At 51.6% G+C, this 25288-nt stretch carries 19 protein-coding genes; 10 read left to right on the plus strand and 9 right to left on the minus strand.

Annotated features, from left to right (window positions below; translation table 11 throughout):
- Positions 1-99 precede the first annotated feature (99 nt).
- On the plus strand, positions 100-1236 hold the full coding sequence (mnmA, locus tag ACR9FF_RS21320; RefSeq protein ID WP_268960390.1) for a tRNA 2-thiouridine(34) synthase MnmA: 1137 nt from the start codon (positions 100-102) through the stop codon (positions 1234-1236).
- Between the two features lie 48 nt (positions 1237-1284).
- On the opposite strand, the gene ACR9FF_RS21325 is transcribed toward mnmA, so the two are convergent.
- Positions 1285-2637: a hemolysin family protein gene (locus ACR9FF_RS21325; RefSeq protein ID WP_435172177.1), complete on the minus strand. Its 1353-nt coding sequence runs from the start codon at positions 2635-2637 to the stop codon at positions 1285-1287.
- A gap of 244 nt (positions 2638-2881) precedes the next feature.
- On the opposite strand from ACR9FF_RS21325, the gene ACR9FF_RS21330 reads away from it, so the two are divergent.
- Both ACR9FF_RS21330 and ACR9FF_RS21335 read left to right on the plus strand, forming a co-directional pair.
- The gene (locus ACR9FF_RS21330) at positions 2882-3496 is read left to right on the plus strand and encodes a copper resistance protein CopC (RefSeq protein ID WP_435164529.1); all 615 of its coding nucleotides are present in this window, start codon (positions 2882-2884) and stop codon (positions 3494-3496) included.
- Positions 3493-4578, plus strand: a complete 1086-nt coding sequence (locus ACR9FF_RS21335; RefSeq protein WP_435164532.1) for a copper resistance D family protein — start codon at positions 3493-3495, stop codon at positions 4576-4578. Before ACR9FF_RS21330 ends, ACR9FF_RS21335 begins: the two co-directional genes overlap by 4 nt.
- Positions 4579-4629: 51 nt before the next feature.
- On the opposite strand, the gene ACR9FF_RS21340 is transcribed toward ACR9FF_RS21335, so the two are convergent.
- On the minus strand, positions 4630-5646 hold the full coding sequence (locus ACR9FF_RS21340) for an ABC transporter substrate-binding protein (protein ID WP_127494489.1): 1017 nt from the start codon (positions 5644-5646) through the stop codon (positions 4630-4632).
- Positions 5647-5834: 188 nt separating this feature from the next.
- On the opposite strand from ACR9FF_RS21340, the gene ACR9FF_RS21345 reads away from it, so the two are divergent.
- The 4 genes from ACR9FF_RS21345 to ACR9FF_RS21360 all read left to right on the plus strand — a co-directional run bounded on the left by ACR9FF_RS21345 (position 5835) and on the right by ACR9FF_RS21360 (position 10307).
- Positions 5835-6821: a FecCD family ABC transporter permease gene (locus tag ACR9FF_RS21345; RefSeq protein ID WP_435164535.1), complete on the plus strand. Its 987-nt coding sequence runs from the start codon at positions 5835-5837 to the stop codon at positions 6819-6821.
- The gene (locus ACR9FF_RS21350) at positions 6818-7861 is read left to right on the plus strand and encodes a FecCD family ABC transporter permease (protein WP_435164538.1); all 1044 of its coding nucleotides are present in this window, start codon (positions 6818-6820) and stop codon (positions 7859-7861) included. Before ACR9FF_RS21345 ends, ACR9FF_RS21350 begins: the two co-directional genes overlap by 4 nt.
- A 21-nt stretch (positions 7862-7882) precedes the next feature.
- Positions 7883-8674, plus strand: a complete 792-nt coding sequence (locus tag ACR9FF_RS21355; protein ID WP_435164541.1) for an ABC transporter ATP-binding protein — start codon at positions 7883-7885, stop codon at positions 8672-8674.
- A gap of 346 nt (positions 8675-9020) precedes the next feature.
- Positions 9021-10307 carry a GHKL domain-containing protein gene (locus tag ACR9FF_RS21360; RefSeq protein WP_435164544.1) on the plus strand — a complete coding sequence of 429 codons (1287 nt, stop codon included), beginning with the start codon at positions 9021-9023 and terminating at the stop codon, positions 10305-10307.
- Positions 10308-10342: 35 nt separating this feature from the next.
- Here the strand turns inward: ACR9FF_RS21360 and ACR9FF_RS21365 are convergent, their stop codons facing one another.
- Entirely contained in the window at positions 10343-11653 is a 1311-nt protein-coding gene (locus ACR9FF_RS21365) for a replication-associated recombination protein A (protein WP_127494500.1), read from the minus strand.
- 284 nt (positions 11654-11937) lie between these two features.
- On the opposite strand from ACR9FF_RS21365, the gene ACR9FF_RS21370 reads away from it, so the two are divergent.
- From ACR9FF_RS21370 to ACR9FF_RS21380, 3 genes are all read left to right on the plus strand, one after another.
- Positions 11938-12507, plus strand: a complete 570-nt coding sequence (locus ACR9FF_RS21370; RefSeq protein WP_435164548.1) for a GNAT family N-acetyltransferase — start codon at positions 11938-11940, stop codon at positions 12505-12507.
- A 39-nt stretch (positions 12508-12546) separates the two neighbouring features.
- Entirely contained in the window at positions 12547-14034 is a 1488-nt protein-coding gene (locus tag ACR9FF_RS21375; RefSeq protein ID WP_127494504.1) for a methyl-accepting chemotaxis protein, read from the plus strand.
- Positions 14035-14188: 154 nt separating this feature from the next.
- Positions 14189-17476, plus strand: a complete 3288-nt coding sequence (locus ACR9FF_RS21380) for a PAS domain S-box protein (RefSeq protein WP_435164552.1) — start codon at positions 14189-14191, stop codon at positions 17474-17476.
- A gap of 292 nt (positions 17477-17768) precedes the next feature.
- Here ACR9FF_RS21380 and ACR9FF_RS21385 read toward each other — a convergent pair whose 3' ends face one another.
- The 6 genes from ACR9FF_RS21385 to ACR9FF_RS21410 form a co-directional block, all read right to left on the minus strand.
- Positions 17769-18524: a tRNA threonylcarbamoyladenosine dehydratase gene (locus tag ACR9FF_RS21385; RefSeq protein WP_127494508.1), complete on the minus strand. Its 756-nt coding sequence runs from the start codon at positions 18522-18524 to the stop codon at positions 17769-17771.
- 84 nt (positions 18525-18608) lie between these two features.
- Positions 18609-20411 (minus strand): aspartate--tRNA ligase, encoded by a 1803-nt coding sequence (gene aspS, locus ACR9FF_RS21390; protein WP_435164556.1) that lies wholly within the window; start codon positions 20409-20411, stop codon positions 18609-18611.
- 24 nt (positions 20412-20435) lie between these two features.
- A complete protein-coding gene (gene hisS, locus ACR9FF_RS21395; RefSeq protein WP_435164559.1) occupies positions 20436-21686 on the minus strand; it encodes a histidine--tRNA ligase in 1251 nt (416 codons plus the stop codon).
- A gap of 659 nt (positions 21687-22345) precedes the next feature.
- Positions 22346-22513, minus strand: a complete 168-nt coding sequence (locus ACR9FF_RS21400; protein WP_015845938.1) for a hypothetical protein — start codon at positions 22511-22513, stop codon at positions 22346-22348.
- A gap of 91 nt (positions 22514-22604) precedes the next feature.
- The gene (gene dtd, locus ACR9FF_RS21405) at positions 22605-23048 is read right to left on the minus strand and encodes a D-aminoacyl-tRNA deacylase (RefSeq protein WP_127494515.1); all 444 of its coding nucleotides are present in this window, start codon (positions 23046-23048) and stop codon (positions 22605-22607) included.
- A gap of 17 nt (positions 23049-23065) precedes the next feature.
- Entirely contained in the window at positions 23066-25249 is a 2184-nt protein-coding gene (locus ACR9FF_RS21410) for a RelA/SpoT family protein (RefSeq protein WP_127494517.1), read from the minus strand.
- Positions 25250-25288 lie beyond the last annotated feature (39 nt).

Below are 25288 nucleotides of genomic sequence, written 5' to 3' on the forward strand. Positions count from 1 at the left end.
GAAAAAGTTTATCGACTATGTTACAATAGTACGAAGTCCGTTCGCGGAGAGCAACTCTTGCGAGACGGTCTTAGAAGTGTGAAGAACAAGGTGGTGCGCGTGATGGTCAAATCGAAGCAGGAAACACGCGTCGTTGTCGGGATGTCCGGCGGAGTTGACTCCTCCGTAACGGCTCTGCTGCTCAAGCAGCAAGGCTATGACGTGGTTGGCATATTTATGAAAAACTGGGATGACACCGATGAATTCGGGCATTGCACGGCGGAAGAGGACGCTGAGGATGTGCGCCGGGTTTGCGACCAGATCGGGATCCCTTATTATACCGTAAACTTTGAGAAGCAGTATTTCGATAAAGTGTTTACTTATTTCCTCGATGAATACAAGCGCGGCCGGACGCCTAATCCGGATGTGATGTGCAACCGGGAGATCAAATTCGGGGATTTCCTCAAAAAAGCGAACGAGCTTGGTGCCGATTATCTGGCAACCGGCCATTATGCCCGCGTTGAACGGACCGAAGACGGCGAGACAAGGCTGCTCCGCGGCGTTGACGGCAATAAGGATCAAACTTATTTCCTGAGCGCTTTGAATCAGAAGCAGCTCGAAAAAGCCATGTTCCCGATCGGGCATCTTCCTAAGCCGGAAGTCCGCCGCATTGCGGAAGAGGCGGGTCTGTATACCGCGAAGAAAAAAGACAGCACCGGCGTTTGCTTTATCGGCGAGCGCAACTTCAAGGAATTCCTGAGCGGTTATCTGCCTGCCCGCCCCGGTGATATGGTTGATATCCGTACCGGCGAGGTAAAAGGACGCCATGACGGCCTCATGTATTATACGCTAGGCCAGCGTCAAGGCCTTGGAATCGGCGGATCCGGCAACGGCGAGCCGTGGTTTGTGGCTGACAAGGATCTGGAGCGCAACATTCTTTACGTTGTACAGGGCGAATCCCATCCAAGCCTGTATTCCACGGGACTTACGGCAAGCGGCATGAACTGGATTGCGCCTCATCGACCGGAAGGCACCTTCCGCTGCACCGCGAAGTTCCGTTACCGCCAGCCGGATCAAGGCGTAAGCGTAACGCTGCAAGCTGACGGCACGGCAGAAGTTGTATTCGACAATCCGCAAAAAGCGATTACGCCTGGGCAAGCCGTTGTTTTGTACGATGGCGATCTCTGCCTTGGCGGCGGCACGATTGATGTCGTTCACAAGATTGATGAAGCCGCGTTTGAAGCGTTGGCCAAATAAATGAAGCGAACCCCCTTGCCCGAGTGGACAAGGGGGTTTATTTTTTCCTCATGAATGTCCCTCCGCTTTACCTTCCGGACCGGATCTCCCTTTCCATACGCCCTGCTGTTCCTGCATGTTGAGCTTATGCAACAGAACGCGCGAAATCCGCAAGTGATCCGTTTCCTCGATAATAAACGCATATTCCCCGCCATAGTCAATCCGTTGCCCGCTTGTTGGCGGAATTTCGATCTGGGAGTAAATCCAGCCGCCAATCGTATCGTAATTGTCGCTTTCGATATCCATGCCGAAATAGCTGTTCACTTCCTCGATCAGCATCATCCCGCTGATGGAGTAGACCGAATCGTCCCGCTTCTCGATCTCCGCCCGCTCTTCGTCAAATTCATCCTGAATCTCTCCAACTATCTCTTCCATAATGTCTTCCAGCGTAACGAGACCGGATGTTCCTCCGTATTCATCGATGAGCATGGCGATTTGCGCTTTCCTCTTTTGCATCAGGATAAGCAGATTGCTGATTTGCATCGAATCGGGAACCGTCGTAATCGCCCTTGTAATCTGCCGGATATCGGTCAGGCTATGCGTCGTGTCCTTCAGCAAGTCTTTTATATGAACGAAACCGATAATATTGTCCTTGTCATGATCGCAGACGGGATATCTCGTATGCATCTCGTTTAACGCGATAGCCTTGTTGTCTTCCAGAGACAGATGAACATACAGGCAGACCATCTCCGTGCGCGGAATCATAATCTCTCGGGCATTGGTCTCGGCAAATTCAAATATATTATCGACAAGAGTTAGCTCCGTATTGTTGATCAGTCCGCTCTTATGGCTCTCCTGCATGAGAATGCGGATTTCTTCCTCCGTATGGGCGGAATGCTGCTCGGATGCCGGCTCAACGCCAAGCCGCTTCAGGAGCTGGTTCGCCAGACCGTTTAATACCCAGATAAACGGATACATCAGCTTGTGGAACATGACGAGAGGCGTTGCGGTAAGCAGGGTTACGGTTTCCGCCTTGCGGATAGCCAGCGTTTTGGGGGCGAGTTCACCGAGGACAATATGGAGAATGGTAATAAATAAAAAGGCGATGATGAAGGAAATCGAATGAATCCACACCGGATTGCCCCAGCCAAGCGCGAGAAACCACGGCTCGATCAAATCCTTGATCGCCGGTTCCCCTATCCAGCCAAGACCAAGCGAGGCCAGTGTAATCCCCAGCTGGCACGCAGACAAATAGGCATCGAGATTGCCCGTCAAATGCGAGGCAAGCTTCGCCCGCATATGCCCCTCGGCCGCCAGCGTTTCGATCCGGGTGCCCCGGACCTTGACCATGGCGAATTCCGCGGCAACAAACAGACCGTTCATAAACACCAGAAAAACGATAAGAACCAGCTGCATAACCATCGGAAGCGGATCACTCAATACAGTCCCCTGCAGCCGTGCGACCTGCACAGCAGCAGGTGCACCTCCTTCGAGAAGGGAATTTGCGATTCTGTAAAGATACGGTAATTTAAGTTTATTCCGCGTAAACCTTGCATTATGACGATTTATTGCCTTCGAATATTGTTCAAAAAGGCAAAGTCGAAACGAATCCCCGATCTGTTATAATGACATCAATTCATCCAATAAAACAAAGGGGAATTTACTGATGAAACGTATCCTTTTTATCTGCTTGGCCGCCTTATTCTTGGTGCCGGGCATCGCAATGGCCCATTCCAAAATTACCGTATCCACCCCTGCCAAGGAGGAGACCGTAACCGTCTCTCCTGCCGAGATTTCCATGACCTTCAACACCGATATCGAAAAGCTGAGCCAATTCAAGCTGCTCGATGAATCCGGCAAAGAGGTTCCGACCGGAGATATTTCCGTAAGCAAGGCGACCATGAGCGGTTCGGTGACAGAACCCCTGAAGAATGGGGCCTATACGGTAAAATGGACGATTATCGGCGCTGACGGTCATGCGGTTGACGGCGAATACGCCTTTACGGTTAATGCCCCGGAAGTTACGCCTTCTAAAGCGCCGGAAGCCGCGGCAACCCCGGCTGATTCGTCTCCGTCTCCAAGTGCCGAAGTTACGGAAGCACCGGATGCAAGCGCATCCGCGGATGATAACGCCTCCGAGGAGCCTTCTCCTTCGGCTCCGGCAGAGGACGCTAAGGCTGAGTCCGGCAATAACAATGGTGTCAATGCCGCGGTTTGGGTAATTGCCGGCGTGATTGTGATTGCAGGGGTAGCTATCGTGATCCGGAGGGGCCGCAAATGAGTTACGTCAGCGAGGCTCTGCTCTATGTCTGCTTCGCCATCCTGACCGGAACGTTAATTCTGCGGGTTGTACCGGAGCAAAGACGCCCGGAGATACATATTCCGAGCTGGCTGCTACTCGTTTGCGCGCTTGCGATTCCGGTACTCGAATACGTGCCTATTCATGATTCCGCAGTGCTATTTGCCAGGGATACGGACGTTACGTACGGCGAGATGGTGAAAAGCATCCTGCTGGACTTGAACAACGGCAAAGCCTGGATCTGGTCGGCTGTTGCTTCCGTCGGCCTTGCTTTCCTGCTTGGCCTGCCCTCCTTCCGCAACGATAAGCATATGCCGAAGGTCAGCTTGTTCATCATGTTCCTGTTAATTCTCTGGCTTGGTTATGCCAGCCATGCGACTTCGCTTTACGGCACCAAAGGGTGGCTTGTGCACTCCGCCCATTTCCTTGCCGTAACCGTGTGGATTGGCGTGCTGATGATTGCCAGCTGGTTCTCCGCGAGCGGTCGCAACTGGGAGGCGTTCCTGGCCTGGTTCTCGCCGCTTGCCATCGGCTGCATGCTGATTACTTTTATCGCCGGCATTACGCTTATGACCTTTACTACGCCGCAGTACGTCAATTCGTGGATGCTTCCTTACGGGCAGATGCTTCTGCTGAAGCATTTGCTGCTTGCGCCGCTTCTTTTATTTGCTTATACGAACGGCTTCGGCTACCGGAACAAGCTTAAGGTGAACAGCGGCTTTAACCCCCTCCCGTGGCTCAAAGCGGAGAGCATCATCGCGTTGCTGCTCTTTATCGTCACCGGAGTGCTGGGCCAGCAGACGCCTCCCCATAACGTGAAGGAAACGCTGCAAGGGGTCTCTCCTTCCAAGCTGTTCACGACCGTCTACAACGGACATTTCAGTCCCGATCTGACTCTGAAGCTTTCCATCGGGCTGGACAGCATTCTTATGCTTGCCGCGGCTCTCGTCATGATCTACGGACTCATTCAGATGTACAAGGAAAACAAAATTTTACCGGCTTTTGTTATGGGGCTGCTGACGACGGTATTTGGTTACTTTGCCCTCATGTTCGGTGTTGGTTAAGGGATAGAAAAAAGCGCCGCTTCGTCATGGAAGCGGCGCTTTTTCGTCCTATTATTTTGTAAGCGTAATGCCATAGTTGTCAGCAAGCTGATCAAGCATCAGGTTAGCTGCCTTGATGCCGCCGGCCGTATTCCAGATCGCGTCGTCCACCCGGTAGGCATGGCCTGCTTTTACCGCGCTGAGACCTTTCCAGATCGGATCGTTTGTCCACTCCTGCTCTTGAGCGGAGCCCTTGCCGTCACCCGTATCGTAAGTGAAGTAGAAGATCCGGTCCGCATCCGCTTCCGGCAGGCGTTCCTTCGTTATTTCGTCGGCAAACGTTTCCTTCGAATTCAGCGTCATCTCGTTGCGTGCCAATCCGATCTGAGCCGCGATAACGCCGGAGAAGGTATCCGTATGATAGACACGCGTCTTTCCGCCCATAAAGCGGACAAACGATACGGTTTCCTTCAATTTGTCTCCCGCTTGCGCTTTGAAATCCTCAATTCGGGCGTCAAAGTCGGCAAGCAGCTTGTTGCCCTCTTCGGTTTTGCCAAGCGCTTCAGCGTACAGCTTGAAATTATCCTTCCATGCGCCGCGGAGCGTTTCGGCTTCCACCGTTGGCGCGATAGCCTTCAGCTGTTCATAGATTTCCTCATGTCTCATTTTGTTCGCGATAATAAGATCCGGCTGCAATCCGGCGATAAGCTCCAGATTCGGCTGGCCTTCCTCGCCTACGACTTCCACGCCTTCCATATCCGCAGCGATATGGTTGTACCACGGGTTGCCCGTAAACGATTTGACGGCGCCAACCGGCTTTACGCCAAGCGCCAATACGGCTTCCGTTCCTTCATTCGTAAGAACAACAACCCGCTTCGGCGTGCCTTTAATTTCGGTTTCGCCCATTGCATGCTTCACGATACGGGTCTCGTTCGAAGCGGCCTGCTCCGAATTCCCTGCTTGGTTATTGGATGTATCTGTACCTGCGTTATTGTTGGAATTCGATCCGCAGCCTGCTGCCAGAACAGCGATAATCATTGTACAAAGCATCAGCCAAATCATTTTTTTTCCGTTGAAACGGTTCTTCATATGAATGAGTGCCCCCCGATGATAATATTTCTCACTTGGACAATATAAAAGAAAACCGCTACATAGTCAACATAAATTTGATAACGATTCTCATATTCATTGACAGGGCAATAACTCCTCTATTAAAATTCACTAGGTACATAAATATAATAAGTTGCCATCCGAGATAAAGGAGTTCGCAAACAGCCATGAGACTAACAGGATTCATAATATCTCTCCTGCTCCTTGGAGCAGCGATTATATGCAGCATTGCATTCGGCATAACGGATATCCCGCTTGCAACGGTATTTGATGCCATCTTTCATTATCAGCCCTCTAACCAAGAGCATTTGATCATACAGACGGCAAGGGTTCCGCGGGCTCTAATCGCAGCTGCTGCCGGTGCCAGCCTGGCTGTCGCTGGCGCCCTGATGCAGGTCGTTACCCGCAACCCGATTGCTTCGCCAAGCGTATTCGGCGTCAATTCCGGAGCTTCCTTTATGGTTGTTGTGGCATCCGGCTGGCTTGGCATTAACGGCATGCAGCCCCTTACTCTTCTTGCCCTGCTCGGCGCGGCAATCAGCGGTGCAATCGTATTCGTCCTTGGCAGCATTGGGCGGGACGGTATGACGCCGGTCAAAATCACGTTGGCGGGCGCTTCGATCGCCGCATTCTTCGCGTCGCTCACCCAAGGCTTTATGCTCTCCAGCGGCAAAATGTTCGATCAGGTGCTGGTCTGGCTTGTCGGCTCGGTTGCCGGCCGTGACATGCATATGCTTGTCAGCGTGCTGCCTTACATGGCGGTTGGCCTAATCATTGCCTTGGCACTTTCCCGTCATTTGAACGTCCTTGGCATGGGCGACGATATTGCCCAGACGTTGGGCCAGCGGACCGCTGTTGTCAAATGGCTCGCTTCAACTGCGGTTATTCTACTGGCTGGCGCATCGGTTGCCGTTGCCGGCCCGATTGCTTTCGTGGGTATCATTATTCCGCATATCGTCCGTTATTTCGTTGGCGCGGATTATCGCTGGGTTATCCCTTATTGCGCCGTTCTTGGCGGCGTGTTGCTGGTAGCAGCCGACATCGGCTCCCGCTACATCGCCATGCCGCGAGAGGTGCCGGTGGGCGTTATGACCGCCGTAATCGGAGTACCTTTCTTTGTCTATATCGCCAGGAAAGGAAGACAGACATCATGAGCAAATACAAGACGGTCCGGCTGAGCAGCCCCAAGCTGTCCTATCTTCTCGAACGCAGAGCATTATGGACAACGCTCATTTTGCTCCTGCTCTGCGCTGCGGGCGCCATTATAAGCACCGGAATCGGCAGCCAGTTCATCTCGCCCCTTGACGTGGTCAAATCGATCATCGGCAAAGGGAGCGCCATGCATGACGTTATCGTATTAAAGCTTCGGCTGCCGCGCATCGTAATCGCCATGCTTGTTGGAGCTGCCCTGGCTTCGGCTGGCGCCGTGCTGCAGGGACTGATCCGCAATCCGCTGGCTTCGCCCGATGTTACCGGGATAACGGAAGGCGCGTCCCTTGGCACGGTCTTGTTTCTCTTTTTCCTTGGCGGCCATGTCTCCGTCCATTGGATGCCCGTAGCCGCCATTCTCGGCGCTTACGCGGTTACGTTTATTCTCTATATTCTGTCCTGGAAAAACGGCGCTTCGCCGCTCCGGATGGTTCTCATCGGAACCGGATTGTCGGCTGCGTTCAAGTCCACCTCTTACATGTTTATTATTTCCAGCCCATATTTCCTGGCAAATCGGGCGATGACCTTTATGACGGGCAGCATCTACGGTTCGTCCTGGGCGAAGGATGTTTATACGCTGCTTCCATGGCTGATTGTCCTGCTTCCTGCCACGTGGCTCATGGCCCGCCATATTAATGTACAAGCGCTTGGCGATGAGGTTGCCGGCAGCGCAGGCGCTCACGTGCAGAAGCACCGGTTTATCCTGCTGCTTCTAAGCGTATCGCTGGCAGGGGCTGCCGTTGCGATTGGCGGCGCGATTGCCTTTATTGGCCTGATTGCCCCGCATATGGCGCGGAAGCTTGTCGGCTCGTCATTTGGCGGACTGCTGCCTGTCAGCGCTTTGATTGGCGCTATTTTATTGCTTGTATCCGATCTGATTGCCCGAACCGTCTTCGCTCCGCTGGACATACCGGCCGGCGTTTTCACCGCGGCTATCGGCGCGCCGTTCTTCTTATTTATGTTATATCGCTACCGCAACCAATAACGAAGCTGGAGGAAGTCAACCATGAGCATGCTTGAAGCGAAAGGAATCTCCCTTTCTTACGGCGGAGCATCCATATTTGAGCAATTAAACCTAGCCATCCCCGATGGTAAAATAACCGTCCTTATCGGAAGCAACGGCTGCGGCAAATCCACGTTGCTGCGAGCCCTGTCCAAGCTGCTGAAGCCAACCAAGGGCGAAGTAACGCTGGGCGGCAAGGATCTGTCGTCCATACCGGCCAAGGCTGCCGCCAAGCAGCTTTCCCTGCTCCCGCAAGGCCCTGTTGCTCCGGAAGGACTTACCGTGCAGCAGCTTGTGAAGCAGGGCCGTTATCCTTACCAGACCTGGCTGCAGCAATGGTCGAAGGAAGACGAAGAAGCCGTGCAATCCGCCTTGCGCGCAACAGGCATTGAAGAGCTGGCGGAGCGTTCCGTCTCCTCCCTCTCGGGCGGGCAGCGGCAGCGCGCCTGGATCGCCATGACATTGGCGCAGCAGACAGGCATTATTCTGCTCGACGAGCCTACCACGTATTTGGACCTGACGCATCAGATTGAGGTGCTTGATCTGCTCCAGGAAATGAACGAGCGGGATGGCCGGACCATCGTTATGGTTCTGCATGACATTAACTTGGCCTGCCGGTACGCCGATCATATTGCAGCCGTGAAGAACGGTGCCATCTATTCGCAAGGGGCGCCTTCCGAAATTGTTGATGCTTCGATGATCGAGGAAGTGTTCCACCTGAAATGCGATGTCATTCGGGATCCGCTATACGACACGCCGATGATTGTGCCCCATGGGCGGAAAAAAGCGAAGTAACGCCGAGGGGTAACATGACGGGAGATAGTGAATTGATCGCCATGGACAGGTATATCTCCTTCAGCCGCTGTTGTTCTCCCTTTTCCTTATTCAAATGTTTATGTTGAAAAGGGAGAACAAAGGCGGGCGCTCCGCTCTTCCACGAGATATACCTTTACCCCGGCGCCATTCACTTTTAAAAAAGAATAAAGAAGGAAAAGGACCACTAATTAGGTCCTTTTTATTTTTCATAAAATAAGGGTTGATGTGGGTATGAATTTGATTAATAATGAAGATTGGACGTTTTTTACAAATACAAAATATGTATATTTATGCATACAATCTATTTTGAAAAGGATTATTACATATGAATTCTCGAAGGCAACTTCTTTTTTTAGTAACTTCCTTCACTATATTGAGTATTTTAACCTGCTCAAAACTCGTTCTGACTTACTACTCCACGGGGAACGCAACGCAAACGACCCTGGCGAAGCAGTATATAACCATTGCGCAAGATATGGCGGCCGGACTGGACAAATCGGCGTACGAACGTTTTCTTCAAACCAAGCAGCCGGATCCCTCCATCATTCAGTATCTCGAGGAGTACCGCTCCCGGATCCATGCTCTGTACGTTTATACGCTGCTCCTGGATGACACGGATGTCGCCAAGGTGATGTTGTCGGCGGTTCCAACCGAGTCCGAGCTGCTGCCAATCGGCTCTCCTTGCACGGTGCCGCCCAAACAGGTCAATCAGGCTAAAGACGGATTGGAGTATTATACCGGCATCATACAGGATAAGACGCATGGCGTCTATTTGTCCATAGGCGTGCCTATTGTCAGCGAGTCCGGGAAGCTGCTTGGCGTTATGGCCATCGATATTGATGCCAGCCAGCTGGAATCCATCAGCCAAGAGGTTATTAACAGCAACAAAGTCGTCTTCACCATCGACATTCTTTTTGCCGTCATTTTGCTGATCGCCTTTTTTGTCCTTAGAAAATGGCACAAAACACGGCTCAAGCAGGATCTTTACGAATCCGAGCAAATGTATATTTCCGAGATGGGGAAAGTCATCGATTCCATCAAATCCAGCCGTCATGACCGAATGAACCATCTTCAGGTGCTTCACGGTCTACTGACGCTGAAGAAGTACGACAGGGCAACGGAATATTTGAAGCAGCTTGCAGCCGACTCCAGGGCTCTTGATCTGTCGATGAAAATCAATAATCCGGTTATTCTGATTTTGTTCCAGAGCAAATGGGAGCTGGCGCAATCCAAAGGCATAGAGATGCAGTTTGAGACCGATACCGATGAATACAGCAAAATCGAATCGATGGATCTGGTCAAAATATTCTCGAACCTGCTCGACAACGCCATTGAAGCTACCGAGGTTTACGAGGGCAAGCTGCCGCGGCGTATTGTGGTGACCTCCCGCTCCAAGGGTGTCAAAACCGTCTATACGGTAGAAAATCCGGCCATATTGCATGCGAAGGATCAGAAGAATTTGTTCCACACCGACGGATATACGACCAAAGCGAATCCGAACGCCATGCGCGGCAACGGGCTGTCGATTATCGCAAAGACGGTTCATAAATATAACGGCGATATCCGCTTCCGTTACGAAAACGAAACCGTCAAGATTCAAATTACGCTCTAAGCAAAGAGGACCTTCCGCCGGAAGGTCCTTTCCTGTTATTTTTTCCGCTGACGGAGCTCCTGGTTCTGGCGAATTTTCCCTTCCATCCCCTGCTCGGTCGCTTTGTAAATAGTTACGCCCTTTAAGTTGTCCGGCAAATATTGCTGATTCACGTAATGGCCGGGGTAATCATGCGGATACTTGTAGCCCTCGTGGCCAAGCTGCTGGGCGCCTTTGTAATGCGTATCCCGCAGATGAAGCGGCACTTCCGCTTGTCCCGCCCCCTCGATAACGGACATCGCTTTGCCGATCGCAACCGCTGCCGCATTCGACTTCGGACTCTCGACGGCAAACAATATGGCCTGAGCAATATTGTACTTCGCCTCCGGCCAGCCGATCTTATGGTACGCATCCATGGCCGTTACCGCCTGCACCATCGCCTGCGGATTGGCAAGACCGATATCCTCGCTGCAAGCCACGATAAGCCGCCGGAGGAAGGTCATCGGATCCATGCCAAGCTTCTCGACCGCATAGAGAAACCAGAACAAGGCGGCATCGCTCGAGCCCCGGATACTCTTGTGGAACGCCGACAGAACATCATACTGCGTAGACGTATCCGCCCGGACGGTTGGCTTCCGGATCGATTCCTGCGCAACCTCCATCGTAATCCGGACCGAACCGTCCGGCTCCGAAGGGGTTGTGACCGCTGCGAGCTCCAGTGCATTGAGCGCTCGGCGGATATCGCCGCCCGCCATCTCCGCGATGTGCTGAAGCGCCTCTTCCTCGGCGTGAAGCGTCATAAAGCCAAGTCCGCGGTCCCTGTCCGTCAAAGCCCGCTTCATGGCCTCCAGCGCATGCTTCTCATTAAGCGGCTCCAGTTGGAACAGCGTTGAGCGGGACAAGAGCGCCCCGTTCACATGATGGAACGGATTCTCCGTCGTTGCTCCGATAAATATAATGATCCCCTGCTCAACGGCCGGCAGCAGCGCGTCCTGCCTGGACGTGTTAAACCGGTGAACCTCGTCGAGGAATAAAATCGTTTTTTTACCGTACATCAGCTTGTTTGTCTTCGCCGTGTCAATGACTTCCCTGACGTCCTTCACCGACGCGTCTACCGCGTTTAGCTTGACGAACTCCCCTGCCGTACGTTTCGAAATAATATTCGCGAGCGTCGTTTTGCCGCAGCCCGGAGGGCCGTACAGCAGGATCGACGATACTTGGTCGCCTTCTATCGCCCTGCGCAGCAGCTTGCCCGCTCCAATGATATGCTCTTGCCCGATATAGTCATCCAGCGTCTCCGGCCGCATTCGGTCGGCAAGCAGTCTTGCCCGCGGCGTCTCCGCCTCCTGATAGGAGAATAAATCCATTATGAAGTCACAACCTTTTTACCTGCATAAATGCGTTACTATGATGATAGCATACTCGCACATACGTTCGCCACCATTCGGAAATGGGACTGTTGCCATATTTTTTTGTTAAAACCTAGTTAATTTGTAGGTATTACTATAATATTTCACTACTAAAGAGCCGATATAAATTGCAGGAATATATTTCCTTTGTCATGCCGCGCAAAGCGGATGGCAAGCCACGAGAGGGAACTTAAAGAGATAAAAAACATTAGACAGAGAGAGAGGATAAGGAGAGTTGTGTTTTGTTCAAATCTGTGAAGAGCGAATGGGAATTAGCGGTGTTCAACAGCATTTGGGTCTCTGTATGGGAGGAAAAGGGCTATGAGCTCGAGCATACGGCACAGGTCGTCGAACGGTACCTGGCTGTAGCCGAGGATGGACAATGCGTAGGAACGTCCGAAATTAAACCTTACCTGCCCGGCCTTAACGAGATCGATACGGTCGCTCCTTTCCAACAGCATTTCAAAATCACCGAAGATCCCACCCGCGTAGCGGAAATCGATAAAATCGCAGTCTTGCAGCATTATAGAGGACAACAGCCGATCTCGGATTTATTATCATCCGCCGTATATTGTGCCGAGAAGTACAATTTCCGCTACTTTATATCGCTGCTGGAGCCCGTATTCTACCGTGCTCTACGAATTACTTTCCGCGTTCCGATGGAAAAGGTTGGCGGCAAAACGTTCTATAAGGGAGATGACGTCATTCCCGTCATTTTCGACATGGAGTCCATCTACCGCAATAAAGAACAATACAACTGGCTGGTCTATCCGGCCGCCTCGCCTGCCAGATCTGCCAGCAGAGCTATGTAAGCCTTATAAAACCACTGTGTAAAGGTAGAGATCACGACTATGACCAAAGATCAGCTTATACTCGACAAACGGAATCGTTTATTTGTAAAAATTTTATGGGGACTGCTTGCTCTAGGCCTTCTTGCCGATCTAGGAGCAGGTCTCGGGACGGATATGATTGTTCTGCTGGCTGTCGTTGGCCTTATCAGCTGCGGGCTGGCAACCTTTATGACTTACAAACGGATTATGGTCCAGTACATCATGTACGTCGTACCGGTCATTCTAACCGCCTTAACGGTGCTGCTGATCGTATCCGATCCGCATCCGATTATAAGTACATATTTCCTCGTCTACGTTAATATTGCCGTCATGACGCTTTACGCGGATTATAAGCCTATCATCTTCACCGGTGTTCTCGGCATGGGCGTCAGCACGTACATTTTCCTGGATTCCGATTTGCAGCAGCAGTTATTCCCGAATGATTCTCTGCTCTACCTGTTCTTATATCTGATCTTTGCGACGGTCGCGCTCTCCTTCTCCGCGAAATTCAGCCAACGTCTGCAGTCCGATGTTACGAGCGAGCGGCGCGAAGCGCTGGAAGCGAAGGAACTGACCGAGAAGGTCGTCGAGAAGCTGAAATCGATGATTCTTATTCTTGGCGAATTCAGCAACGAGCAGAAAGGCACGGTCGAATCGACCGGCCAGATCTCGCGCGAGGTCACCACTACCTTTGCGGAAATGTCCGCTTCCATTGAGAAGCAGACAAGCATGGTGCTTAGCGTCAGCGATTCCGCCCACACGATTGAGAGCGCCGTCTCCCAGCTTCGCGAAGGCTCAACGCAGCTGCAGCAGTATTCCGCGGATACGGCCGTGCTTACCGTGGAAGGCAATGAGCTGATCCAGACCTTAACAACGGATGTGAACAGCGTCAAGGCGATTATCGCACAGACCGTATCCTTGATGGAGCAGTTGATTGAGCAGAACGAGCAGGTTAGCTCGATCGTTGGCTCGATCCGGGAGATTTCCGAGCAGACGAATCTTCTGTCCCTGAACGCGGCGATCGAAGCTGCCCGTGCCGGCGAGCATGGTCGAGGTTTCGCCGTTGTTGCCGGTGAGGTTCGCAAGCTCGCTGATAACGCGAATATTGCAGCCGGCGAAATTACGAACATTCTGAGCACCATCCATACGTCGGTTACAGCCGTAAGCGAGCAAGTCCATCTCGGTCAGCAGGCTGTGGATACCAGCTACGAAGCATCGCAAAAGGTAGAAGGCATTATCAGGCGGATTAACAGCAATACCGAGCAGGTCAAGCAGCAGTCCGATACCGTTGGTGAATCCTCCAAACAGCTGTATGACCGTTACTCCTCCATCGCAGACGAGATGACGGGCATGGCGGCCATAACCGAGCAGAATATGGCTTCCGTAGAAGAGGTATGCGCGAGTATGGAAACGCAGGATGTAAAGATCGGCCATCTCGTGGAAGGTTACGCGCAGCTGGATGTCTTGATCTCCGAGCTTAAGCAGTTGGTTGAGCCAACAACTAAATAACGTAAAAGACAAAAACCGCAAGCGGATTCCGCTTGCGGTTTTGTTCTATTAACAGCCCCGTCCATTTATGACTTCTCATAGTAAATCGACAAAAAAATACAAAGCTTGATATAATGATTCAACATACATAGTTGCAGGTGGGCGGAAAACTGATATGAGTTTATTTAAGCTGGATTTCTTGAAGAAAAATAAGAGACAAGAGGATATCCCGATTCTTTCCGAATGGTTTAATACGTCCTTGTTTGACCATCGGTCAGATATCTTCCTGCTGTTCGATCATAACGGACGTCTGACCGAAGCGAACCAGGCCTTTACGAATACATTAGGATACACCCCGGAAGAGTTCAAGCATATGACTTACGGTTCCCTTTTACCGGGCAATCAGCGTCAACGGGCAAAGGAGCATTTCGAAAGGCTGCTGCAGGGCGAAATTCAAATTTTCGAAGTCCGCGTTCTTCATAAAAAAGGCCCATTCATCGATCTGACGGTTACCGCTTTCCCAAGAAAGATAAACGATGAGATCGACGGATTCTACGCCATTGCAAAGGATCTGTCGGATATCAAATTAATGGAGCAGCGTTACATTTCCCTGTTAAAAAATATGTTCAGCGCTGCCTTTATCATCGATTTGCAAGGCAACATCCTTGACGTGAACGATGCGGCCGTTAAATTAACCGGCTACGGCAAAGAGGAGCATATCCACTTTAGCCAATTCATTAAGCCTGAGGACCTTGAGCAAGCGACGGCTTATAATCAGAGGGCTCTTGATGGCGAGACTCTGTCTTTTCAGATCGCCATTCTCCATAAACACGGACATAGCGTTGATGTCATGACGACCCTCTCCCCTATTTTTATGCATGAGCAAATTACGGGCATCATTGGAATAAGCAACGATATCTCGGACGAGACCAGAAACAAGCAATTATTTCAGATTAACAAGCAGCGCTACGAATCCCTTTTTGAACAGAACCCCGATGCGATCTCTTATTTTGATTTGAACGGCAACTTTATGGATTGCAACTCCGCACTCGAAAAAATATTAGGCTACTCCAAAGAGGAATTATTGTATTCCAATTATAGTCGCTTGATTGCCGAGAATGAACGGGATAAAGCCCGCATTTATTTCGATCAGGCGCTGCAGGGTACGGTCCAGAGCTATGAACTGGTATGCCGGCATAAGCAAGGCCATCTGGTCTACATGAAAATGACGAAGCTTCCCATCACGATTGACAACCGTATTGTGGGAATTTACTCCATTGCCAAAGATATCACAACGAAAAAACAAGCCGAGAATGCCCTTATCGAAGCCGAATCTAAATACCGCAGCCTGGTGGAAAAATCGATTGTTGGCGTCTATATCATTAAAAAAAATATCATCTTGTATGCCAATCCCCATCTGGTAGACATGCTTGGATATAAAGAAGCAATTATCGGAATGAGCATTTGGGACATCGTGTATCCGGACGACTACTCGTTTGTAAAACGAAACATTCAAATCCTGTATAACGAATCCGATGCCATCCGTCATCCTCTGCGCGTGTTAACGGCGGAAGGGAAAATACTTGATGTAGAGATGTATTCCAACCGGATCATGTATCAAGGCGCCCCCGCCGTCATAGGTACCATCCTTGATGTGACGGAGCGGAAACGAGCCGAGGAATTGAATGCTTTTCTCGCCTATCACGACGCCTTAACCGAGCTTCCCAACCGAAGAAAGTTCGAAGAGATGCTGGAGCATGCCTTGGAGACAGCCAAGATAACCCGCCGTCATTTCGCGGTCATGTATCTCGACATGGACCGATTCAAATATATCAATGACTCATTAGGACATGCCGTTGGAGACCAGCTGTTGATTGCCTTCGCCAAACGCCTGCTGGAGCAGATCAGGGAGAACGACTTTGTCGCTAGAATGGGCGGGGATGAATTTACCGTCATTCTCCCGCACATCAAGGATAATAACAGTGCGATCGAGGTCGCCAGGCGTATTATAGAGAGAATTCGAGAACCCTTTATTATCGGGGATTACGAGCTGTATATTACAACGAGCGTAGGAATCAGCATCTATCCTAACGACGGGGAAGATTGTTCCACTCTGATGAAAAACGCCGACTCCGCTCTTTACCGGGCTAAAGACCTTGGTAAAAACGGCTATCAGATTTTCACCTCTTCGATGAACGTGCAAACCTACAAAATCTTTACGCTCGAGAAGGATCTCCGCAAGGCTATTCAGCGTGAGGAGCTGGAGATGTATTATCAGCCGAAGGTGAATATCCATACGGGCGAAATCGTTGGCGCCGAGGCGTTAATCAGGTGGAATCATCCTGAGTGGGGACTGATAGCTCCGAATGAGTTTATACCGATATCGGAAGAAACCGGATTAATCGTATCGCTTGGCAACTGGGTTAAGCGGACGGTATGCCGTCAAAACAAAGAGTGGCAGCTTGCGGGTCTAAAACCTATTCCGATCTCGATTAACGTAACGGCCAAACGGTTCCTATCCAAAGATATTATGGACTCCATCCAGCAGATTTTAGCCGAGACCGAGCTGGAACCCCGGTACTTGGAGATTGAAATTACTGAATCCTCTCTGCTCGAAAATGCGGAAACGGTCATGCATACTCTTGATGCGCTGAACAAGCTTGGCGTTACTATCTCGCTTGACGACTTTGGAACGGGCTACTCTTCCTTATCCTATCTGAAAAGATTCAAGCATACGATCGGCATTCTGAAGATTGACCGGTCGTTTATTCATGACCTGCATCAAGGCAGCGACGATAATGCCATTATCAGCACGATTATTCAACTCGCCCAGCATATGAACATGTCGGTTGTGGCGGAAGGAGTAGAGACTGAGGAGCAGCTTCATATTCTCAAGCTTCTGAAATGCGATTTGGTGCAAGGCTACCTGTTCAGCAGACCCGTGCAAGCCGAAGCGTTTGCCGAATTGCTGAAGCGCGGGATGCTGACTCCCCTTATGAAAGGTGCTGATGCTCCATTCGAGAACAGACGGGCCTATTTCCGGGTTCATCTTCCTCACCCTATCAGCGCTTTAATGACCGTCAATGAGATCAACGGAAGAAGCATTGACCTTGGCAAAACGGAAATCGTCATCGAAAATATAGGAGCCGGAGGCTTGCGATTTTTGTCCTCCATCCAGCTTGCCGTCCATTCCGGAATTCTGTTAGAGATTGAAGCCCAGCTTCTCTACAAAAGCTTCAAGCTATACGGCAAGGTTGTCTGGCTACAGGAGCTGGAACCTGGCATTTATCAATACGGCTTGGAATTCCACATCGATGACCATGAACGAACGCCGTTATCCCGTGTCCTCAACGCCTTATCCGTGCAGCTCATGAAGAACCCGATTGTTCCCGGCTGCAGGTTCATAAAAGAAGACAGCATTCAATATCTCCGTGCCTTCTCCGACCATCGCTCCTCCCTCTAATCCCAAAAAGAACCGCAAGCGAATTTCCGCTTGCGGTTCTTTCCGCCCCCTCCCCACGCAGGATCTTTTGGCATTGTGAATGCATGCTGTTGTTTTGGTTCGTGTGGGAATGGATTGGAAGGTAAGTATCTCCTGGAGGAGCGCAGCGCTTGCCTTTGCTTGTGCTTTGCCTCCACTGAATATTGTTCATGCAAAGCACAAGCAACAGCAACCGGAAGGAGATACTTTCCTGCAAATCCATCATCCCCACGATATAAAAAAAGAAAGGCCGTCCAGAAGGACAGCCTTTCCACTATACTTCAATACCATGCTTCGCCAACAGATCCTGCACCACTACGCTTACCATGATAAGCCCGGCAACCGGAGGCACAAACGCGTTGCTCGCGGGCGGCTGCTTCGCTTTGCGGATCTCCGGAGCATTCTCCGGCACGATGCGCTGCGTCACGTCCTCGCGAGGCTTCTTGGGCAGCTCGTCGGAAAAGACTACCTTCACGCCTTTCTTAATGCCGTCCTTGCGCAGCTTCGTGCGTACCACGCGCGCGATAGGATCCGTATGCGTCTTCGAGATGTCCGCAACGGTAAATCTCGTCGGATCCATCTTGTTCGCGGCACCCATGCTGGAGATGATCGGAATTTTCCGCTCCAGGCATTCCTTGATCAGATGGACTTTATACGAGATTGTGTCCGAAGCGTCCACGACATAATCAAGTTCATAAGCAAACAGCTGCTCATACGTTTCTTCCGTATAGAACATCCGCAGCGAGATAACATCGCATTCCGGATTAATTAGCTTAATCCGGTCGCGCATCAGATCAGCCTTCGGTTGTCCAACCGTTGTGGTGAGCGCATGAATCTGGCGGTTCACATTTGTAATATCCACAACATCCTTATCGATAAGGATGATCCGGCCAACACCGGTCCGGGCAAGAGCCTCGGCCGCGATGGAGCCTACGCCGCCGATGCCAAGCACGGCGACGGTACTCCCTCTCATCACGTCGAGGCCTTCCGGACCGATCGCAAGCTCGGTGCGAGAAAATTGATGCAGCATAATTCGTTGCCGCCCCCTAAAAAGAATTGTCACCTAAACAGCCTTATGGCTGTTCGTGATGATTCTTACATCGAAAGCATAAGCTTAAGCTTGCTTGTTGCCTGCAGCAGCCGCTTCCGGCTTAGGCTTCAGAACAGTGCGGATATGGAGCTGCTCAAGCTGCGACAGCTCGACCGGAGACGGTGCGTCGCAGAGCAGGTCGGTTGCGCTTGCCGTTTTCGGGAATGCGATGGTCTCGCGCAGGTTCGTGCGGCCTGTCAGCAGCATGACAAGACGGTCGAAACCGAATGCGATACCGCCGTGCGGAGGCGTACCGTAATCGAATGCGTCAAGCAGGAAGCCAAACTTCTCATGCGCTTCTTCCATGTTGAAGCCAAGCGCGCCGAACATTTTCTCCTGAATATCGCGTTTGTAGATACGCATCGAGCCGCCGCCAACTTCGTAGCCGTTCAGAACGATATCGTAGGCTTGCGCGCGGATTTGTCCCGGATCCGTCTCGAACAGATGCAGGTCTTCTTCCTTCGGACGCGTGAACGGGTGGTGAACCGCTACGAAACGTTTTGCTTCTTCGTCCCACTCGAGCATAGGGAAGTCAACAACCCATACGAACTTGAACTTGGAGTCGTCGATCAGACCCAGCTCACGGCCGACTTTCAGACGCAGGTTGCCCAGAACGTCGGCAACAACTTTCGCTTTGTCGGCGGAGAATGTCAGGAGGTCGCCCTCTTCAACGTTCAGACGCTCAGTCAAAGCCGCGATTTCTTCAGGCTTCAAGAATTTAACGATTGGACCTTTCCACTCGCCGTCTTTAATCGTGATCCATGCCAGGCCTTTACCGCCGTAACGGGCAGCGAACGGCTGCAGATCGTCAAGCTCTTTGCGGCTCCAGTGGCCGCAGCCTTTTGCGTTGAACGCCTTCACGACGCCGCCGCTTGCCGCAACGCTTGCGAAAACTTTAACGTCGCTTGTAGCAACGATATCGGTAATATCTTCGATTTCCATGCCGAAACGAAGGTCCGGCTTGTCGGAACCGTATTTGTTCATTGCATCCGCGTAAGTAATGCGTTGGAGCGGAAGCTCAACCTCTACGCCAATCGTTTCGCGGAACAGGCGCGCAATCAGCTGCTCCATCATGCCGAGCAATTGATCCTGCGTCAGGAACGAAGTCTCGATGTCGACTTGCGTGAATTCCGGTTGACGGTCAGCGCGAAGGTCTTCGTCACGGAAGCAGCGAGCGATTTGGTAGTAGCGCTCAATACCGCCGACCATCAGCAATTGCTTGAAGATTTGCGGGGATTGCGGCAACGCGAAGAATTCGCCTTCGTGAACGCGGCTTGGTACCAGGTAATCGCGAGCGCCTTCCGGCGTGCTTTTCGTCAGGATTGGCGTTTCAACGTCGATAAAGCCTTCACCGTCAAGGAAGTCACGGAATACTTTTGCCGCTTTCGAACGAAGCAAGAGCGTTTTGTGCATTTCCGGACGGCGCAGGTCGAGGTAACGGTATTTCAGGCGAAGCGATTCGTCTACTTCAACTCCGTCTTCGATAGGGAATGGAGGCGTCTTCGCAGCATTGATCACTTCAATCTCCGTCACTCGGATCTCGATTTCGCCTGTTGCCAGGTTTTTGTTAACCGTCTCCGCATCGCGTTCTACAACCGTACCTTTAACAGCCAGTACGAATTCGTTACGCGCACGGTCGGCGATTGCCAAAGCTTCGCCGGAGAAATCAGGGTTAAATACGGTTTGCACGATACCTGTACGGTCGCGCAGGTCGATGAACAAGACACCGCCAAGGTCACGGCGGCGTTGTACCCAGCCGTTTAGTGTTACTTCTTCGCCAATGTTGGCTTTTGTTAAGGTGCCGCACTGATGAGTTTTCAGCATCATAATGGATGTAACTCCCCTTTATAATTAGTTGGATTTCAGTTCCGAAGCCAGACTTGCAAGCGCCACTACGCGCTGCTCGCCTGTTGCCATTTCCTTCAAGGCAATCTCGCCGCGCGTCAGTTCGTCATCGCCGAGAATAGCCGTATACCGGGCTTGCAGACGGTCTGCCGATTTCATCTGCGCCTTCATTTTACGGCCCAGATAATCGCGTTCCGCGCGGATACCGGAGGTGCGAAGCTCGTAGACCAGTCTTGTTACTTCCCGTTCTGCCGCTTCGCCCAGCGCTACCACGTACACGTCAATCTGATGCGCGTTGTCCAGGACGGCTTGTTGATGCTCAAGCAGCATAATCGTGCGTTCCAAGCCAAGACCAAGTCCTACGCCCGGTTGATCCGGTCCGCCGATCTCGGCTACAAGTCCGTTATAACGGCCGCCGCCGCCAATCGTATCGATAGCGCCGATCCCTTCCGCCTTGTATTCGAAAGCGGTGTGAGTATAATAATCGAGGCCGCGAACAAGTCTTGGATTGATCGAGAATGGAATGCCCATATCCGTCAGGTACGTTTTTACCTTGTCGAAGTGGATATTGCATTCCTCGTCCAGGCTGTCGAGAATCGATGGCGCCTCTTCAAAGCGGGCCTGATCGGTCTTGCAGTCTAGTACGCGCAGCGGATTGCGCTCCATGCGGGACTGGCAGTCCTTGCAGAGCTGTTCGCGCATCGGCATTAGGAAAGCAAGCAGCTTCTCCCGGAAGGCTGCGCGAACCGCGGGCGTGCCAACGGAGTTGATCTCCACGCGGACGCCCTTTAGTCCTACCTCCGTATAGAAGGTATACCCGAGCGCGATAACCTCCGCGTCAATCGCCGGATCCACCGATCCAAGCGCCTCGATCCCGAATTGGTGGAATTGGCGGTAACGGCCGGCCTGCTGGCGCTCGTAACGGAACATCGGTCCGATATAATACAGCTTCGAAACATCCGGTTCTCCGTACAATTTGTTCTCGACGTACGAACGGACAACGCCCGCCGTTCCTTCCGGACGAAGCGTAATGCTGCGATCACCGCGGTCCGTGAAGGTGTACATCTCCTTCTCCACGATATCCGTCGTTTCGCCTACGCCGCGTTGGAACAGCTCCGTAGCTTCAAAGATCGGTGTACGAATCTCGCGGAAATTAAAACGTCGGCAAATGTCGCGGGCTTTCTGCTCCGCATACTGCCAGCGCTCAACTACTCCAGGCAAAATATCCTGCGTGCCCGGTGACTTTTGAAAAGCCATTGCAAACCCTCCTAAAAAGAATTGTCGCGTCTTTTGCGATGATTCTTGCCTCGTAAGCGTAATCTTCATAACAACTCTTAATCACGCAAAAAACTCCCGCCCCTAACGACATGCCGTTAAAGGCTAATCGTTAGGGACGAGAGTTGAACTCCCGTGGTGCCACCCATATTCCGGACAATCCAGTCCGCTCATTAACGGTTAACGCCCGTTACACGCAGATCGGCTAGTGGCAATGATCCTGCGGATCATCCGTTCACCGTCTGTTCTCCGGAAGGTCGCTTCATCCTGTCACCATAAAGACGCTTGCAGCCTTGGCGCCTCTCTCTGGGTACGTGCACGGGATTACTTTGTTCCATCAACGAATCAAAATTTATATACTGAGTCCTAATTCTAACCGTGTCGACAAAATTAGTCAATAGTCAATCACATTTCATCAGTATGCCTCTTTGCGGACAAAAAAAAACCTGCAGCCATCGTTGCAGGTCCAGAAATTATATTTTTAAAAAGGGGGTCGAGATTTATTATAGGATAGCGATGTTAAAAAACCGTTATAAACTCATTACAGTAATGTTACAAAATAGTAAGCGGTTCATTTACGAACATTCGCTTTTGAAGCAAAAAAGCTGCCCGGCAAGAGCAGCCTTTCGCTTAAGTTCTACTTACATGCGTCCGCCGGGCTCACGCCGGTTCGAAGGGAATGCGAAAAATTCCTCCGCCGTCTCCACCTGCTCCTCCAGCCTCGACATCACGATCGCTTCGCGGCGATCCGTATGAAGAAGTCTGCGGGAGGCCCGTTCCACGCCTTGTTCCTTGCGGGATTGATGCATAAGTTAAGCTCCTTCTGCCAACAGATACTTGAGGCCGATTAAGCCATGCCTGTCTCTATTGTTGCCAGCCGGAGCCTATCTTACCCGCTATTTACTGCTTGCTGTCGATAATTAATGTCACGGGTCCCGAGTTCACGAGAGCGACATCCATCATCGCGCCGAAACGGCCCGTCTCAACGATCAGGCCTGCCGCGCGAAGTTGCTCGTTGAACCGATTGTACAGCGGTTCCGCCAGCTCCGGACGCGCGGCAGCCATAAAGTTCGGACGCCGCCCTTTCCTGCTGTCCCCGTACAACGTGAACTGCGAAATCGATAGAATCTGTCCGCCGACGTCAACGACGGAGAAGTTCATTTTCTCATTCTCGTCCTCGAAGATCCGCAGACCCGCTACCTTATCCGCCATCCAGCGGATATCCTCTTCCGTGTCTTCATGCGTGATTCCGACGAGAAGCACGAGACCGTTATCGATTGCCCCAACGACTTCCCCGTCGATGGTTACGCTTGCCTGCTTGCTGCGTTGCACAACTACCTTCACTGCGGGTAAACCTCCAACTAGCTGTTCATAATGCGCTGAACGGAGTAAACATCCTGAACGCGTTTGATTTTCTCTACTACCGAGGACAAATGATCAATATTACGGATAAGCACGGTCATATGAATCATCGCCATTTTGTTCTTCACCGAACGGCCCGTAACGGCCGAAATATTCGTCTTGCTCTCGGACACGGCCTGCAGAACTTCGTTGAGAAGTCCCGAACGGTCATGACCGGTTATTTCGATATCTACGCTATAGTTGGATTCAATCGAATCCTCCCACTCCACCTCAATGACGCGGTCCGCCTCTTCACCCTCCGAATTGAACGGAATGTTCTGGCAGTCCATCCGGTGGACCGACACGCCTCTGCCCCGGGTAATATAACCGATAATCGTATCGCCCGGAACCGGGTTGCAGCATCGCGCAAAGCGGACCAGCAAGTTGTCGATTCCTTTTACCGTTACGCCGTTGGTCGGACGGTTCTTGCGGTGGCCCGGAGATTTCATCTCCTTCGGCTCGGAGGTCAGCTCGATCAGATTGGACTTTTCCGCTTCCTTGCGAAGCTTCTCCGTCAGACGCGTACAAATCTGAGCAGCCGTAATGCCGCCAAACCCGATAGCCGACATCATATCTTCGATATCGTTGAAATTAAACTTGTTCGCCACTTCCTGCAGCTTGTCGTCGCTCATCCAGGCAGACGGCTCAACGCCCAGGCGCTTCAGCTCGCGTTCGAGCAGATCGCGGCCTTTGGCCACGTTCTCTTCCCGCTTCTCGCGCTTGAACCATTGGCGTATCTTGCTGCGCGCGTGGGAAGATTGCGCGATCTTCACCCAGTCCTGGCTAGGACCGTAGGAATGCTTCGACGTTAAAATCTCGATAATGTCGCCGGTCTTCAGCTTATGGTCAAGCGGTACAATCCGTCCGTTGACCTTCGCGCCGATCGTCCGGTTGCCGACCTCCGTATGGATGCGGTAGGCAAAGTCCAGCGGTACCGAGCCGGCAGGCAGCTCAATGACTTCGCCGCTTGGCGTAAACACAAACACAAGATCGGCGAAAAAGTCCATCTTGAGCGATTCCATAAATTCCGAGGCGTCGCGCGCTTCGTTCTGAAGCTCCATAATTTCGCGGAGCCAGGACATTTTGTCCTCGAAATTGTTGTTTGGAACAATAGTCCCTTCCTTGTAAGCCCAATGGGCTGCGATACCGTATTCGGAGGTGCGGTGCATATCCCAGGTACGGATCTGCACTTCCGTCGGCTCCCCGTTTGGTCCGATTACCGTCGTATGCAAGGACTGGTACATGTTAGCCTTCGGCATCGCGATATAATCCTTGAACCGACCCGGCATCGGCTTCCACAACGTATGAATAATGCCAAGCGTGGCATAACAGTCTTTGATATTGTCTACGATAATCCGGATGGCCATCAAATCGTAAATCTCGTTAAACTGTTTGTTTTTGACGGTCATTTTCTTGTAGATGCTGTATATATGCTTCGGACGGCCCGAAATATCCCCATCGATGCCCATCTCTTCGAGCTTCTCTTTAATCCGGCCGATTACATCGGAAATAAACAGCTCGCGCTCCGCCCGCTTCTTCTTCATCAGATTCGCGATCCGGTAGTATTGCTGCGGATTCAAATACCGCAGAGCGATATCTTCCATTTCCCATTTAATCGCGGAAATACCGAGCCGGTGAGCAATCGGGCAAAAGATTTCCAGAGTCTCGTAGGCGATGCGCCGCTGCGCTTCCTCGGACTGGAACTTCAGCGTGCGCATATTATGAAGGCGGTCCGCCAGCTTGATCAGAATAACCCGGATATCCTGCGCCATCGCCAGGAACATCTTCCGGTAATTCTCATTTTGCTGCTCTTCCTTCGAACGGAACTTGATCTTCTCGAGCTTCGTAAGTCCGTCGACCAGCATTGCGCAGGTTTCGCCAAAATTCGCGCGGATGACCTCAAGGTCAACTGTCGTATCTTCTACCACATCATGCAGCAGCGCTGCGATAATCGACAGTACGTCCATTTGCATATCCACGATAATTTCCGCAACGGCAACAGGGTGAAGAATGTAAGGCTCGCCTGACTTGCGCACTTGTCCGTGATGGGCTTGGTCCGCAAATTCATAGGCTTCCCTGATGCGTACAAGATCCTGTTCTTTTATATAGGCCGACGCCTTTTCGATTAACTGCTCTATGCCCATGAATTGTCCTTTCCGAACGCTTGACTCCGATTCGCGCAT

The organism is Paenibacillus glycanilyticus (genome assembly GCF_051200795.1).
GTDB classification, from domain to species: Bacteria; Bacillota; Bacilli; order Paenibacillales; family Paenibacillaceae; genus Pristimantibacillus; species Pristimantibacillus glycanilyticus.

Bases quoted from the DNA above. Each gene is read 5' to 3' on its own strand.
- ACR9FF_RS21325 (WP_435172177.1), bottom strand. From the start codon at position 2,637: ATGGTTATGCAGCTGGTTCTTATCGTTTTTCTGGTGTTTATGAACGGT.
- ACR9FF_RS21330 (WP_435164529.1), top strand. From the start codon at position 2,882: ATGAAACGTATCCTTTTTATCTGCTTGGCCGCCTTATTCTTGGTGCCG.
- ACR9FF_RS21335 (WP_435164532.1), top strand. From the start codon at position 3,493: ATGAGTTACGTCAGCGAGGCTCTGCTCTATGTCTGCTTCGCCATCCTG.
- ACR9FF_RS21340 (WP_127494489.1), bottom strand. From the start codon at position 5,646: ATGAAGAACCGTTTCAACGGAAAAAAAATGATTTGGCTGATGCTTTGT.
- ACR9FF_RS21345 (WP_435164535.1), top strand. From the start codon at position 5,835: ATGAGACTAACAGGATTCATAATATCTCTCCTGCTCCTTGGAGCAGCG.
- ACR9FF_RS21350 (WP_435164538.1), top strand. From the start codon at position 6,818: ATGAGCAAATACAAGACGGTCCGGCTGAGCAGCCCCAAGCTGTCCTAT.
- ACR9FF_RS21355 (WP_435164541.1), top strand. From the start codon at position 7,883: ATGAGCATGCTTGAAGCGAAAGGAATCTCCCTTTCTTACGGCGGAGCA.
- ACR9FF_RS21360 (WP_435164544.1), top strand. From the start codon at position 9,021: ATGAATTCTCGAAGGCAACTTCTTTTTTTAGTAACTTCCTTCACTATA.
- ACR9FF_RS21365 (WP_127494500.1), bottom strand. From the start codon at position 11,653: ATGGATTTATTCTCCTATCAGGAGGCGGAGACGCCGCGGGCAAGACTG.
- ACR9FF_RS21375 (WP_127494504.1), top strand. From the start codon at position 12,547: ATGACCAAAGATCAGCTTATACTCGACAAACGGAATCGTTTATTTGTA.
- ACR9FF_RS21380 (WP_435164552.1), top strand. From the start codon at position 14,189: ATGAGTTTATTTAAGCTGGATTTCTTGAAGAAAAATAAGAGACAAGAG.
- ACR9FF_RS21385 (WP_127494508.1), bottom strand. From the start codon at position 18,524: ATGCTGCATCAATTTTCTCGCACCGAGCTTGCGATCGGTCCGGAAGGC.
- aspS (WP_435164556.1), bottom strand. From the start codon at position 20,411: ATGATGCTGAAAACTCATCAGTGCGGCACCTTAACAAAAGCCAACATT.
- hisS (WP_435164559.1), bottom strand. From the start codon at position 21,686: ATGGCTTTTCAAAAGTCACCGGGCACGCAGGATATTTTGCCTGGAGTA.
- ACR9FF_RS21400 (WP_015845938.1), bottom strand. From the start codon at position 22,513: ATGCATCAATCCCGCAAGGAACAAGGCGTGGAACGGGCCTCCCGCAGA.
- ACR9FF_RS21410 (WP_127494517.1), bottom strand. From the start codon at position 25,249: ATGGGCATAGAGCAGTTAATCGAAAAGGCGTCGGCCTATATAAAAGAA.